This is a genomic window from Streptomyces sp. NPDC037273, from assembly GCF_055603625.1.
The window spans coordinates 1-12994 of sequence record NZ_JBVJVO010000003.1 but is presented as its reverse complement, the minus strand read 5'-3'; the positions used below and the strand labels follow the sequence as shown (position 1 = coordinate 12994).

General features: G+C 74.8%; 10 protein-coding genes and 2 pseudogenes. 9 read left to right on the top strand and 3 right to left on the bottom strand.

Annotated features, from left to right (window positions below; all coding sequences use genetic code 11):
* Positions 1-87: 87 nt before the first annotated feature.
* Complete coding sequence (locus ACZ7G1_RS09355) at positions 88-918, bottom strand: hypothetical protein (protein ID WP_470877842.1); 831 nt, start codon at positions 916-918, stop codon at positions 88-90.
* Between the two features lie 280 nt (positions 919-1198).
* A complete protein-coding gene (locus ACZ7G1_RS09350; protein ID WP_470877841.1) occupies positions 1199-1438 on the bottom strand; it encodes a chaplin family protein in 240 nt (79 codons plus the stop codon).
* 379 nt (positions 1439-1817) lie between these two features.
* Here ACZ7G1_RS09350 and ACZ7G1_RS09345 point away from each other — a divergent pair, with 379 nt between their 5' ends.
* The 9 genes and pseudogenes from ACZ7G1_RS09345 to ACZ7G1_RS09305 all read left to right on the top strand — a co-directional run.
* Positions 1818-2879, top strand: a complete 1062-nt coding sequence (locus ACZ7G1_RS09345; protein WP_470877840.1) for a DUF3344 domain-containing protein — start codon at positions 1818-1820, stop codon at positions 2877-2879.
* Between the two features lies 1 nt (position 2880).
* Positions 2881-4017 (top strand): glycosyltransferase family 4 protein, encoded by a 1137-nt coding sequence (locus ACZ7G1_RS09340; RefSeq protein WP_470877839.1) that lies wholly within the window; start codon positions 2881-2883, stop codon positions 4015-4017.
* Positions 4014-5465: an exopolysaccharide biosynthesis polyprenyl glycosylphosphotransferase gene (locus tag ACZ7G1_RS09335; protein ID WP_470877838.1), complete on the top strand. Its 1452-nt coding sequence runs from the start codon at positions 4014-4016 to the stop codon at positions 5463-5465. Before ACZ7G1_RS09340 ends, ACZ7G1_RS09335 begins: the two co-directional genes overlap by 4 nt.
* Positions 5466-5467: 2 nt before the next feature.
* A complete protein-coding gene (locus ACZ7G1_RS09330; protein ID WP_470877837.1) occupies positions 5468-6796 on the top strand; it encodes an O-antigen ligase family protein in 1329 nt (442 codons plus the stop codon).
* Between the two features lie 139 nt (positions 6797-6935).
* Positions 6936-8768: a lipid II flippase MurJ gene (locus ACZ7G1_RS09325; protein WP_470877894.1), complete on the top strand. Its 1833-nt coding sequence runs from the start codon at positions 6936-6938 to the stop codon at positions 8766-8768.
* The gene (locus ACZ7G1_RS09320; protein WP_470877836.1) at positions 8665-9465 is read left to right on the top strand and encodes a polysaccharide deacetylase family protein; all 801 of its coding nucleotides are present in this window, start codon (positions 8665-8667) and stop codon (positions 9463-9465) included. Before ACZ7G1_RS09325 ends, ACZ7G1_RS09320 begins: the two co-directional genes overlap by 104 nt.
* A complete protein-coding gene (locus ACZ7G1_RS09315; RefSeq protein ID WP_470877835.1) occupies positions 9462-10595 on the top strand; it encodes a glycosyltransferase in 1134 nt (377 codons plus the stop codon). Before ACZ7G1_RS09320 ends, ACZ7G1_RS09315 begins: the two co-directional genes overlap by 4 nt.
* A gap of 14 nt (positions 10596-10609) precedes the next feature.
* Positions 10610-11287, top strand: coding sequence for a YveK family protein (locus tag ACZ7G1_RS09310; protein ID WP_470877834.1), 678 nt, complete (start codon positions 10610-10612; stop codon positions 11285-11287).
* Positions 11284-12414: pseudogene (locus ACZ7G1_RS09305) on the top strand (GNAT family N-acetyltransferase); the annotation flags it as partial. The gene ACZ7G1_RS09310 and the pseudogene ACZ7G1_RS09305, both read left to right, overlap by 4 nt.
* 181 nt (positions 12415-12595) lie before the next feature.
* On the opposite strand, the pseudogene ACZ7G1_RS09300 reads toward ACZ7G1_RS09305, so the two are convergent.
* Positions 12596-12994: pseudogene (locus ACZ7G1_RS09300) on the bottom strand (glycoside hydrolase family 26 protein); the annotation flags it as partial.

Genomic DNA, 12994 nt, shown 5'->3' with positions numbered 1-12994 from the left:
CCGATCGGTGCGGGCCGGTGCTATTTGCCGATCGCACACGTCCGCGCCGGTCCGGCGGAGGCCGGACCGGCGCGGACGCGCGGGTGACTACCGGACCGGCAGCGGCGGCTTCACCGGCAGGTCGGGCACCGCGACCGGCGGTTTCACCGGCGGGTCGACGGGCAGCTGCGGCGGGTCCACCGGCAGCTCGGGCACGCCGACCGGGAGCGACGGCAGGGCGGGAAGACCGGCCAGGTCCGGCGCCGGAAGTCCGCTGCCCAGCACGGTGGCGACCGCCAGGTTGACCAGCGAGGTCAGGGTCGCGGTGACCTGCGGGACGACCCCGGCGGCGTCGCCGGAGGTGACGGCCGCGAGCAGGCCCGCGACCGCCTTCTCGACCGTGGCGAGGGCGTCGTCGACGACGTCCGCGGGGGCGGCCTTTCCGGCCTCCGCCTTCGCGCCGGCCGCGACGGGCAGCGTCACCGGCGGTTTCACCGGGAGGTCGACGGGGGTCTCCACCGCGGGCGGCGTCACCGGAAGTTCGGGCGCGGGCGGGGTGACGGGGAGCTCCGGCGGGGTGACCGGGACGTCGGGTGCGGGCGTGTCCGGCAGCGGGGCAGGGACGGCGTCCTTGGCCTGCTCGACGGCGGCCGCGATCTTGGCCTTGAGGGCGTCGGCGTCGGCCGCGGGGAGCTGGCCGGAGTCGGCCTTGAGGGCGGCGGTGACGAGCTCGGTCACCGGGGAGGTCACCGAACCCAGGTCTCCCAGGGCCTCTGCCTGGGTCAGCAGGGCGGCGGCTTCGGGGAGGGGTGCGTGGGCGGCCCGGTCGGCCGCGGTGGACGGATGGTGCTCGCCGGCGACGGCGGGTCCCGCCGCGCCGAGGGTGAGTACGGCGGATATCGCCAGGGCGCTGAGACGGGGTGTAGCGAGGGGACGCATATGTGTTCCTTTTCCTTATGCGTCGGACAACTTCCCTCTCACCGTGCCTGCGGTCATAGCGCTCCGCAACCGCAGAACTACCGAGCGCCACGTCTCCGTTCGAGTGAATCCGCCGCGCCACCCTGCCCCTCGAAGGGGCGTACGCCGTTGCACCGAACGGCGCACGAGCATGCGGCCGAACGAGTACCGGACCAGTGACCACAAGGAAAAAGCCGGTGCGCCCACCCCCGCGAGGGAGATGGGCGCACCGGCTTCGGAAGGACCGATCAGGCGTGGCCGATCAGGCGTTGACGCAGGTGTTGCCGAAGGTCGGGTTCAGCGCGCCGATGACGCTGACGGTGTTGCCGCAGACGTTGACCGGGACGTGGACCGGAACCTGGACGACGTTGCCGGAGCCGACACCGGGGGACTTCACGGCCGCGCCCTCGGCGCCGGCGTCGGCGGCGGCGGCACCGGCGGCACCGGCGACGGCGGCGGCGGCACCCACGGTCAGAACAACGGCCTTGGCGATACGGGACATGGAGAAGCTCTCCTCGATCGAAATTCAACTCGGACTGCGCGGACTGTTCGGCCCGGCTCTCTCAACAACGCTCCGGGTTTTCATCGGTTGCTCTCCCGAACGGGTGACGTTCAACCGATCTTTGGGCCATAAGAGGGCCATTGGGGCGACTGGGCGTGGAATGGCGCAACACGCACAACGAGGAACCTGCCACGTGGATACGGGAGTTAGCGTTTCCGAGCATCTAATGCTTACTATCGCCCCGCGTCGGGGTTATAACGTTCCCGAACGTTGCTTCCGGGCCGGCCGCGCGTTCACCCATTTCGTGCGGACGACACCTTCCTCCCGCCCGGCCATCTCGGGTCTTCCCTGTCTTCTCTCAGCAAAGCGGAGAACCTGTATGCGGAATTCTGCGATTCCTGCCGTGCGTCGCAGCGTGCTGTGCGCCCTGTCGTGTACGGCGCTGACCGCCGCGCTGCCGGTCGCCTCCGCCGCCGCCCCCCAGCCGCCCCGGGAGGCGGCCCGCGTTCCCTTCGCCGCGCGCTACGAGGCCGTGCAGCACGGCGGGGTCGTGCGCGCCGCCAACTCCTCGGCGAAGGGCGCGAAGGGCACCGAGACGGTGAACGACGGCGCGACGATCGCGTACGTCGACGTGGACGACGACCCCAACACGTACAACTCCAGCCGCGCCGAACTCCCGGTGCCCGCGGGCTCGCGGGTCAGCTGGGCCCGTCTCTACTGGGGCGGGAACCTGCGGGTGGGCGAGCAGAAGCCGGCCAAGGACAACGGGCGGGTGCTGATCGCCGAGCCCGGCGGCTCGTACAAGGCGCTGCTCGCCGACTCCCTGATCGGACACCGGACGGCGGACGGCGCCGACGCCTTCCAGGCCTCCGCCGACGTCACCGAGCTGGTCCGCTCGGCGCAGCGCGGGCAGTGGACGGTGGCCCAGGTGAACGTCGCCATGGGCCGCTCCGAGGTGGGCGGCTGGGGCGGCTGGACGCTCGTCGCCGCGTACGAGAAGGCATCGGAACCACTGCGCCGAATCGGTGTATGGGACGGTTTCGAAACCGTCGGCGGTGGTACCCGTGAGCTCCGTGTACCGGTCGACGGAAACCGTTTTCCCGAAGGCACCCGCGGACAGTTGGGGGTCATCGCCTATGACGGTGACCGGGGAACTTCCGGGGATTACCTGGCGGTGGATACGGGTCGCTCGAAGAGCGTCCGGCTCTCCGATTCCGCCAATTCCGCGGAAGACGTCATGAACTCCAGCATCACCGAATTCGGCGCCGGTCGTACAGTCCGCTTCCCCGATGGTACGAACACTCTGGGGTACGACTCCGACGTCTTCGATCTGCGGGGTGCGCTGCGCGAGGGGGGCGACCGTGTCGAGGTCCGGTTCGGCAGCGAGAAGGACACCGTCTGGCTCGGTGCGCTCTTCCTTCAGGCGGACGTCCGGCGCTGACGTGCTGTCACCACTTGATACGGACCCCGCGTCCGTCACCGTCCTGCACGCGGTCCAGCCGGGTGACGGCGGGGTCGCCCGGGTCGTCGTCGACCTGGTCCGCGCCCAGCGCGCCGCCGGCCTGAGGGTCGCGGTCGTCTGCCCGCCCGGCACCTCGCTGTCCGCCGCCGTCCGCGCCGAGGGCGCCGACACCCACGACTGGCGGGCCGGCCGGGATCCCGGACCCCGGCTGTTCAGCGAGACGAGGGAGCTGGCCCGGGTGATCCGCGCGGTCGGCCCCGGCATCGTCCACGCGCACAGCGCCAAGGCCGGTCTGTGCGCCCGACTCGCCCTGCGCGGACGGATTCCGACGGTGTATCAGCCGCACGCCTGGTCGTTCGAGGCGGTCGAGGGGACGACCGCGGCGCTCGCCCGCCGCTGGGAGCGGTTCGGCGCCCGCTGGACGGACCGGATCGTCTGCGTGAGCGAGGCGGAACGGCGTACCGGCGAGGCGGCCGGGGTGGCCGCGCGCTGGTCGGTCGTCCACAACGGTGTGGACGTGGCCAGGTTCGCGACCGACGGCCCGGCCGGGAACCCGGCGCCCACCGTCGTCTGCGTGGGCCGGCTCTGCCGCCAGAAGGGACAGGACGTCCTGCTCGCCGCCTGGCCCGCGGTCCTCGCCGAGGTGCCGACGGCCCGTCTCGTCCTGGTCGGCGACGGCCCGGACGGCGAACGGCTGCGGGCCGCCGCCGGTCCTTCGGTGCGATTCACCGGGGCCGTCGACGACACCGCCCCCTGGTACCGGGCGGCGGACGTGGTCGTCCTGCCGTCGCGCTGGGAGGGGATGGCGCTCGCGCCCCTGGAGGCCATGGCGAGCGGCCGGCCGGTCGTCGTCAGCGATGTGGACGGCGCCCGCGAGAGCCTGCCGCCCGCCCACGCACCCGAGTGCCTGGTCCCGCCCGAGGACCCGGCCGCGCTCGCCATCGCTCTGGGCCGCCTCCTGGGCCGGCCGGAGCTGCGGCACCGCCTGGGCCGCGAGGCCCACGAGCACGTACTCAGCAGATTCGATGTCCGGCGCACCGGCGCGGCGGTCGCGGACGTCTACCGCGAGCTTGCCGAAGTGCGGGGGGCCGAGCACAGAGAGCCGATTGCGCAGTGACCACGGAAAGTACCAGCGTTCCTTCCTCGCCGGGCCCCTGGCCCACGGCGGGCCAGGCCTTCGGCCTCGCCTCCCTCGCGCCGCGCCGCGGCACGACCGGCCGGCTCGCGCTGCCGCGCCACCGCCGGGTGCGGCAGCGCTCCGGCGTGGCGCCGCTCGTGGCCGTCGACGCCCTGGCCGTCCTGACGGCGGCGTCCCTCCTGGGCGCGGCCCACCACGACCCGCGGCTGCTGCTGCCGATCGCGGCGCTCGTCCTGCTCCTCGACGGCAGGGCGGGGCTCTACCGGCCGTCGGCGCACGTCCGGGCCCTCGACGAGCTGCCCGCGCTGGCCTCCCGCGCCGGGGTCGTGTGGTGTCTGGCGGCCGCCGGCGTCGCCGCGTACTCCCCGGCGCTCGCGATCGGTCCGCTGCGGCTCTGCGCCGCGTACGGCACGCACGTCGCCGTGGTGGTCCTGGTCCGCGCGCTGCTGCTCGCCCGGCGGCGCCGGATCGCGCGCGCCCATCCCCGGTCGGCGCTGGTCGTCGGCAGTGCGGGAGCGGCGCGCCGGTTCGCGGCGGCGGTCGCCCAGCATCCCGAGTACGGGGTGCGGGCGGTCGGGATCGTCGGCGTACCGGAGCAGGGCGGTGCGGACCGGACGACGGCCGAGGCCGGGCTTCCGGTGCTCACGACGACCGAGGAGATCCACCGGGCCGTCATCCAGAACGCGGTGTGCGACGCGCTGTTCCTGGACGACGACCCCGGTCTGATGACGCTCTTCCAGCACTACGGCTGCGCCACCTGGCGGGTCGGCGGACGGCACCAGGACGGGCCGATGTCCGAGCACCTGTGGGGACACGCCTGGCACCGGGTGACGCCGTCCGCCGAGCGTCGCGGGCTGACCGCCAAGCGGGCCCTGGACATCGTGCTCGCCGCGCCCGCTCTCGCGCTGGCCCTGCCGGTGCTGCTGCTGTGCGCGCTGGCCGTGCGGCTCGCGGACGGCCCCGGGGTCCTCTTCCGGCAGGAGCGGGTGGGCCAGCACGGCCGCCACTTCACGCTCCTGAAGTTCCGCACGCTGCGCCCCTCCGACGACACCGAGTCGGCGACCCGCTGGAACGTGGCGGGCGACCGGCGGATGAGCGCGGCCGGCAACTTCCTGCGGAAGTCCTCGCTCGACGAGCTTCCGCAGCTGTGGAACGTGCTCCGCGGCGACATGAGCCTGGTCGGGCCCCGCCCCGAACGCCCTTACTTCGTCGCCCAGTTCAGCAAGATCCACGCCGGTTACGCGGCCCGTCACCGGATGCCGGTGGGGCTGACGGGCCTGGCGCAGGTGCACGGGCTGCGCGGCGACACCTCCATCGAGGACCGCTGCCGCTTCGACAACCACTACATCGACCACTGGTCGCTCTGGCAGGACGTCTGCATCCTGCTGCGTACGGCGGCCGGGCTCGTCCGACCCACGGGGAGCTGAGGATGGCCACGGCCGTGACGACGGTGCCCGCGGTCCCCGCGATGCGGGAGACGGCGGACGTACGGGAGTGGGCGCGCCGGGCCGGCGCGCTGTCCCCGGTCCTCGCCGTGATCGCGCTGCTGCTCGTCCCGGGCGGCGGCGGGGCGCAGGGCGGCACCGGCGGTACCGGCACGGTCGCGGACGCGGCCTCCGGGCTCCTGGTGCTGATCTGTCTGGTGCGGGTGCTGCGCGGCGGCGCCCGGCCGCTGACCCGGGCGGCGGCCGTCGTCCTCGGCCTGCCGGTGCTCGGCATCTGTCTGGCCGCGATCACCTCGAACGACCCGGCGGCGAGCCTGCCGGGCGTCGCCCGTTACGTGCAGGTCTTCGTCCTCGTACCGGCCGCCGTGCTCCTGATGATCAAGGACCGGCGGGACTTCGCCGTGGTCGCCTGGGGCCTGGTCGCCTTCGCGCTGCTCCAGGGCGCGGTCGGGGTCGTGCAGTACCTGACCGGTACGGGTGCCTCGTACCAGGGTGCGGACATCCGGGCCGTCGGCACCTTCGGGGCGACCGACGTGATGGGCATGGCGACGGTGGTGGCGTACGGGCTGGTGGTCGTCACCGGGATCGCGCTCGGCAGCGCGCCGGGCCGGACGCGCACGGTGGCGCTGGTCTGTGCCGGTCTGCTGTTCGTGCCGCTGGTGCTGTCGTTCAGCCGGGGCGCGTGGATCGCGACCGTGCTCGCCTGCGGGATCCAGCTGCTGCTCTCGGGCCTTCGGCGGGCGGGCCGGGTCGCGCTCGCCGCGGGCGCGCTCGGGGTGGTGCTCGTGGGCGGTCTGGGGATCGGCTCGGACATGGTGAAGGAGCGGGTCACCAGCATCACGCAGGTGGCGGCCGCGCCCGACCAGTCGGTGACCGACCGGTACACGATGTGGGCGGCGGCCGGGCGGATGTGGCGGGCCGAGCCGGTCACCGGCGTCGGCCTGAAGGGCTTCCCCGCGTACCGCGACTCGAACGCCTCCCTCGCGCTCTCCTCCGGCAGCGACACGGCGGGCGCCGGTGCCGCCTTCGCGCGCCAGCCGCTGCTCTCCCCGCACAACATGTACCTCCTGGTGCTGAGCGAGCAGGGCCTGGTGGGGCTCCTCGCGCTGGCCGGCAGCTGGGTGGCGCTCCTCGTCGGCGCGCTGCGCCGCAGGCACCTCGGCGCGGACTGCGCGCTGGTCGCCGCGGGCCTGCTCGCCTGGCAGCTCATCGACTTCTTCTACGCGGACATCGGCGGCCCGTCGACCGTCCTGATGTCGGTCGTGCTGGGCCTCGCGGCCTGGTGGGCGCTGGCGGAGGTGAGGCGTGCGTGACCCGTGGGCGGGTGAACCGGAACCCACGGACACGCCGCGCCCCGCGCCCCGGCCTCCCTGCGGCGCGCCCCTGACCGACCCCTGGCCGACCGCGCCTCCGGGCCCCACGGACTCCCCGTGGGGCCCGGAGGCCGCGCTGCTGCCCGGGTCCGCCGCCGCCACGGCCGGCACGGCCGGCACGGTCACCGGGGCCGTACGAGGCCGCCCGACGGCCGGCCCCACGCGTCCGGCGGCTCCTCCGCGGCCGGCGCGTCCGGCCGGGCGGCGGGCGCACGCACGGGTCCGGGTGCCGCGCCCCGGCGGCGACCGGACGCAGGGGCGGGGGTTCCTGGCGAAGGCCGCGGCGGTGACGGCCGCGCTCACCGCGCTCGGCGCGCTGCTGGGGCTCGTACGGGACCAGATTCTGGCCGGCTACTTCGGGGCGGGCGCCGAGACCGACGCGTTCCTGGTGGCGTGGACGGTGCCCGAGTTCGCGTCGACGCTGCTGATCGAGGACGCGATGGCGCTGATCCTGGTGCCGGCCTTCTCGCGCGCCCTGGCCCGGCGTTCGGGAAGCCTGTTCGGCGATCCCGTACGGGCGCTGGTGCGCGGCACGCTGCCGCGCCTGACGCTCGCCGTGGGAAGCGCGGCCGCTCTCCTCGTGGCCGCCGCGCCGCTGCTCGTGTCCGCGCTGGCGCCCGGGCTGCCCGACCCGGGGATCGCGATCGACTGCACGCGGCTGACCGGCACGTGCGTGCTGTCGTTCGCGCTGGTCGGATACTGCTCGGCCGCGCTGCGCGCGCACGGCTGCTTCGTCCCCCCGGCGACCATCTACGTGGCGTACAACATCGGCATCATCGGCACGATCCTGCTGCTCCGCGAGCCGTGGGGGGTGCGGTCCGCCGCCGCCGGGGTCGCGGTCGGCGGGGTCCTGATGGTGCTCGTGCAGGCGCCGTCGCTGCTGCGCGAGCTGCGGACCCGGCCGGTGCCGGCGCGGGAGCCCGAGGCGCTCGCGCCGGGTGAGTCGGGCGAGGGCCGGATCGTGCTCCTGGGGCTGATCGCGCCCGTCGTCGCGTTCTCGCTGTGCCGCCAGTCACAGACGCTGATCGAACGGTTCCTCGCGTCCCCGCTGCCCGCCGGCGCCATCTCGCATCTGAACTACGCGCAGAAGGTCGCGCAGATGCCGATGATCCTCTCCCTGATGCTGTGCACGGTCAGCTTCCCGGTGGTCGCCAGGGCGCTCGCGGCGGGCGAGACCGAGGCGGCCCGCCGCCGGGTCGAGCGAGACCTGCTGCTCGCCGCCGTCGTGGTGCTCGTCGGCGCCTCTACGGTGATCGCGGCCGCCCCACGGATCGTCGAACTGCTCTTCGAGCGCGGCGAGTTCAGCGCCGCCGACACCACGTCCACCGCCGCCGTCATGCGGGTGTACGCCCTCGGGCTGCTGGGCCAGACCATGGTCGGCGCCCTCGTCCGCTGCTACTTCTCCGCCGCCCGCCCCCTCTGGTACCCGGCCGCCGCCATGGCCGCCGGCCTCGCCACCACCGCCGCCGCCGGCGTCCCCGGCGCCCACTACTGGGGCGCCGTCGGCATCGCCGCCGCCAACGCCCTCGGAATCACCCTCACCGCCGTCCTGCTGCTGCGCGGCGCCCACCGGCAGTCCGTGCCGGTCCGGGTCGACCGGCTCGGCGAGGGTCTCCTCCGGCTCGCCACCGCGGGCGCGTGGGCCACCGGAGCCGGCTGGCTCTGCCAGCTGGCGATCGGCCCCGCCGCCCTCGCCGTCGCCGTCGCCTGCCTGGCCGTCTGCGGCGTCTTCCTGCTCTTCATCGCCTGCGCCGCCAAGGCGCCGGAGATTCCGCCCCTGCCCCGCTCCGCCTCCCGGAGGACCCCCCATGCCCGCCGCCACCGCGCTGCGCCGTCTGCTGCCGAAGCCGCCCCTGTGGGTGAAACCGCCCCTGTGGGTGGCGATGTACCACTCGATCACGGACACCGCTGACGACCCGTACCGGGTGACCGTCTCCCCCGTGCGCTTCGCCCGGCAGCTGCACTGGCTGGGCGACCGCGGCCTGCGCGGGGTGTCCGTACGGGAGCTGCTCGACGCCACCGCGGCCGGACGCGCCAAGGGACTCGTCGGCCTCACCTTCGACGACGGCTACGCGGACTTCCTCGACTCGGCGCTGCCGCTGCTGCGCCGGCACGGCTTCACGGCGACGGTCTACGTCCTGCCGGGCCGGCTCGGCGGCGAGAACTCCTGGGACAGCGAGGGGCCGCGCAAGCCGCTGCTCACCGAGGACCAGATCCTGCGGATCGCCGACGCCGGCATGGAGATCGGCTCGCACGGCCTCACGCACGTCTCGCTCACCGACGCCGACGACACGACGCTCGCCGCCGAGACCCGGCGGAGCCGCGAACTCCTCGAGGAGATGACCGGCGGCCCCGTCGACGGCTTCTGCTACCCGTACGGGCAGGTCGACCCGCGCGCGATCCACGCCGTACGGAAGGCCGGTTACCGCTACGCCTGCGCGATCGACCCGGGGCAGCACACCGGCGCGTACGCCCTGCCCCGCGTGCACATCGGCGAGGACGACACCTCCTGGCGGCTCACCGCCAAGCGCGCCCTGCACCCGCTGCGCCGCCGCCACCCCGCCGATCTGATCCCCGCCCAGCACGCCCCCGCGGCCGGTGCGCCGTGAAGGTCCTGCACGTGATCACCGGACTCGGCATCGGCGGCGCCGAGCAGCAACTGCGGCTGCTGCTGCGCCACCTCCCGGTCCGCGGCGAGGTGGTCACCCTCACCAACCCGGGCGCCGTCGCCGCGGGCATCGAGGCGGACGGCACCCCCGTCACCCACCTCGGCATGACCGGCAACCGCGACCTCGGCGCCCTGCCCAGACTCGCCCGGTTCGTCCGCCAGGGCCGCTACGACCTCGTCCACACCCACCTCTACCGGGCCTGCGTGTACGGCAGGACGGCGGCGCGCCTCGCCGGGATCCGCCGGGTGATCGCCACCGAACACTCCCTGGGCGAGACGCAGATCGAGGGCCGCCCGCTCTCCCCGGGCACCCGCGCCCTGTACCTCGCCTCCGAGCGGCTCGGCACCTCCACGGTCGCCGTCTCGCCCAGCGTGGCCCGCCGGCTCGCCGACTGGGGCGTGCCCCAGGACCGCATCCACGTCGTGCCCAACGGCATCGAGACCGACCGCTTCGCCTTCGACGCGGCCGCCCGCCGCCGGGCCAGGGAAGCCCTCGGCATCCCCGCGGACGCCCATGTGGTGGGCGGGGTCGGGCGCCTCACGCCCGGCAAGCGGTTCGACCGGCTGGTACGGGCGGTGGCGTCGGTGCCGGACACCCGGCTGCTCCTCGTCGGCGAGGGCGGGCACCGCGAGGACCTGCTCCGGGTGGCCCGCGAATGCGGGGCCGCCGACCGGGTGCTGCTCGCCGGGGCCTGCGAGGACCCGCCGACCACCGCGGGGGAAGGCCCGTCACTGCCCGGACTGCTCGCCGCGATGGACGTCTTCGTGTCCACCTCGCCCGACGAGACCTTCGGGCTCGCCGTCGTCGAGGCCCTCGCCGCCGGACTGCCCGTGCTGTACGTGGCCTGCCCGGCGATCGACGACCTGCCACCGGACGCGGCACCGGGCGCCCGCCGGATCGGCAAATCCGTGCCCGAGCTGATCTCCGCGCTGCGCGGCATCCGGGACGCCCGGCTCGCCAGGCTGCCCGCGCCCGCGGCCGCCCGTCACTACGACATCGCGCACAGCGCCCGGAAGTTGATGTCCCTCTACGACCAGTCCGTCCACGGCACCCCGTCCCCCGCGAAGTGAGAGAGCCCGCGCCCATGAACAGCACCCCACCCCGCGCCTTCCTGCCCGCCGCCCTGCGGTCCCCCGGCCGCTGGGCCGTCCTGCCCGCCGCCGTCCTCGCCGGGGCCGCGCTCGGCGGCGGCTACGGAGCCCTGAAGACCCCGCAGTACGCGGCCGTCAGTTACGTCATCGTCGTACCGGCCGAGAAGTCGGACCCGGCGGCGGCGCTCGGCTTCGCGCAGGCGTACGGGCGGGTCGCCACCGACATCGCGGTGACCGGCGACGCCCAGGTGTGGGCGGGCGTCACCGCCGACACCCTGCGCAAGAGCGTGCAGGCGGCGACCTCCCCGGACGCCCCGATGATCTCGATCACGGCCCGCGCCGAACAGCCCTCCAAGGCCGTGTCCATGGCCGACGGCGTGGCCCGCGCGCTCGTCCTGAACAGCACGCACGTCGCGGGCAGCACCGGCGTGAAGGTCGTCCAGTTCTCCCGCGCGACCAAGCCCGTCGCCCCCGTCTCCCCCTCCGCGCCGCTCTCCGCGCTCGTCGGCGGCTGTGCCGGCGGCCTCCTCGGCGGCCTGGTCCTCCTGGTCCGCCCGAAGCGCGGCACCCCCCGGGGCGAAGCCCGGCACTCCCGGCAGGCCTCCGCCCCGGCCGCGTCCGCCGCGGTGCCCGCCCCGGCGGTCGCCACGCACCAGCCGGAGGCGGTGTGACCCCGAGAACCCTGCGGACGGAGATCTGCCGTGACCAGGAGGACTTCGGACGCCTGGCGGCCGAGTGGACGGCGCTGTACGCCCGCTGTTCCTCCGCGACGCCGTTCCAGTCCCACCCCTGGCTGCACTCCTGGTGGCTCTCGTACGGCCGTCCCGGCGCGCTCCGGGTGGTGCTCGTACGACGGGAGGACGGCGAACTCGTCGCCGCCGCGCCCCTGATGCGGGCCCGCGGACCGCTGCCCGTCCTCACCCAGCTCGGCGGCACCATCACCGACTTCACCGACGTCCTCCTCGACGACGACTGCCCCGAGGCCGCGCCCGCCCTGGCCCGGGGGCTCTCCCGGGCCGCCCGCGGCGCGGTCCTCGACCTGCGCGAGGTGCGGCCCGGGGCGGCCAGCGAACGCGTCTTCGCCCACTGGCGCGGGCCGCGCCGACGCCTCCCCGACTCGCTCTGCCTCGAACTGCCCGCCGTCCCGATGGAGGGCCTCCTCGAACGCATCCCCTCCGGGAAGGCCCAGCGGGTCCGCGCCAAGCTGCGCAAGCTCGACGCGCTCGGCATCGACGCCCGCATCGTCACCGGCGAGGAGGTCCCGGCCGCCCTCGACCGGCTCCTCACCCTCCACCGGCTCCAGTGGCAGGGCCGTGGCGTCACCGCCGAGCACACCAGCCACCGGTTCGCCCAGCACCTCACCCGGGCCGTCCGGCCCATGGTCGAGCACGGCGACGCGATGGTCACCGAGTTCCGGCTCGCCGGTGACGTGGTCGCCGCCGACCTCACCCTCATGTCACCCCGGCTCGCCGGCGGCTACCTCTACGGCGCCGACCCGGCCCTGCGCGCCCGCAAGGTCGACGTCGCCACCATGCTGCTGCGGCACGGCGCCCGCGAGACCAGCGCCGGCGGCCGCGCCACGCTCAGCATGCTGCGCGGCTCGGAGTCGTACAAACAGCACTGGCGCCCCGAGCCCGTCCGCAACCGGCGCCTCCTCCTCACCGGCCGCGGCACGGCCCCGCTGCTCTGGCTCCGCGCCGGCGCCGCCGACGCCCGCCGCTGGGCCGCCGCCCAGGCCCGCCGGCACGCCTGGCTCCGCCGCGCCCTCGACCACCTCCCCCGTGGGGGGGGGGGGGGGGGGGGGGGGGGGGGGGGGGGGGGAACCCCCAACGGAAAAAAAAAGCCCCCACACCCCCCTCCCCCCCCCCCCCACCCCACTTCCCTACCCCCTCCCCCCCCCCTTCCCCCCCCCCTCCCCCCCCCCCCCCCCCCCCCCCCTCCCCCACCACCCCCCCCCCCCCCCCCCCCCCGCGCCCCACTCAGAAGGGCCACACCCCCTTCAACGCGTCCTTCCAGTCCAGCTCCACCTCGTCCTTCCACGAGTCCTTCGGCACACACACCGGCCCACCGATCCAACTCTCCACCCACGAACCGAGATTCACGGTCCAGCAGTTGGGCTCGGGCTCGGGCTTCGGTTCCGGCTTGGGCTCGGGCTTCGGTTCCGGCTTCGGTTCCGGCTTGGGCTCCGGCTTCGGTTCCGGCTTCGGCTCGGGCTTCGGTTCCGGCTTGGGCTCGGGCTTCGGTTCCGGCTTGGGCTCCGGCTTGGGCTCGGGCTTCGGTTCCGGCTTCGGTTCCGGCTTGGGCTCGGGCTTCGGCTCGGGCTTCGGTTCCGGCTTGGGCTCGGGCTTCGGCTCGGGCTTCGGTTCCGGCTTGGGCTC

Bases quoted from the DNA above. Each gene is read 5' to 3' on its own strand.
- ACZ7G1_RS09355 (WP_470877842.1), bottom strand. From the start codon at position 918: ATGCGTCCCCTCGCTACACCCCGTCTCAGCGCCCTGGCGATATCCGCC.
- ACZ7G1_RS09350 (WP_470877841.1), bottom strand. From the start codon at position 1,438: ATGTCCCGTATCGCCAAGGCCGTTGTTCTGACCGTGGGTGCCGCCGCC.
- ACZ7G1_RS09345 (WP_470877840.1), top strand. From the start codon at position 1,818: ATGCGGAATTCTGCGATTCCTGCCGTGCGTCGCAGCGTGCTGTGCGCC.
- ACZ7G1_RS09330 (WP_470877837.1), top strand. From the start codon at position 5,468: ATGGCCACGGCCGTGACGACGGTGCCCGCGGTCCCCGCGATGCGGGAG.
- ACZ7G1_RS09320 (WP_470877836.1), top strand. From the start codon at position 8,665: ATGCCCGCCGCCACCGCGCTGCGCCGTCTGCTGCCGAAGCCGCCCCTG.
- ACZ7G1_RS09310 (WP_470877834.1), top strand. From the start codon at position 10,610: ATGAACAGCACCCCACCCCGCGCCTTCCTGCCCGCCGCCCTGCGGTCC.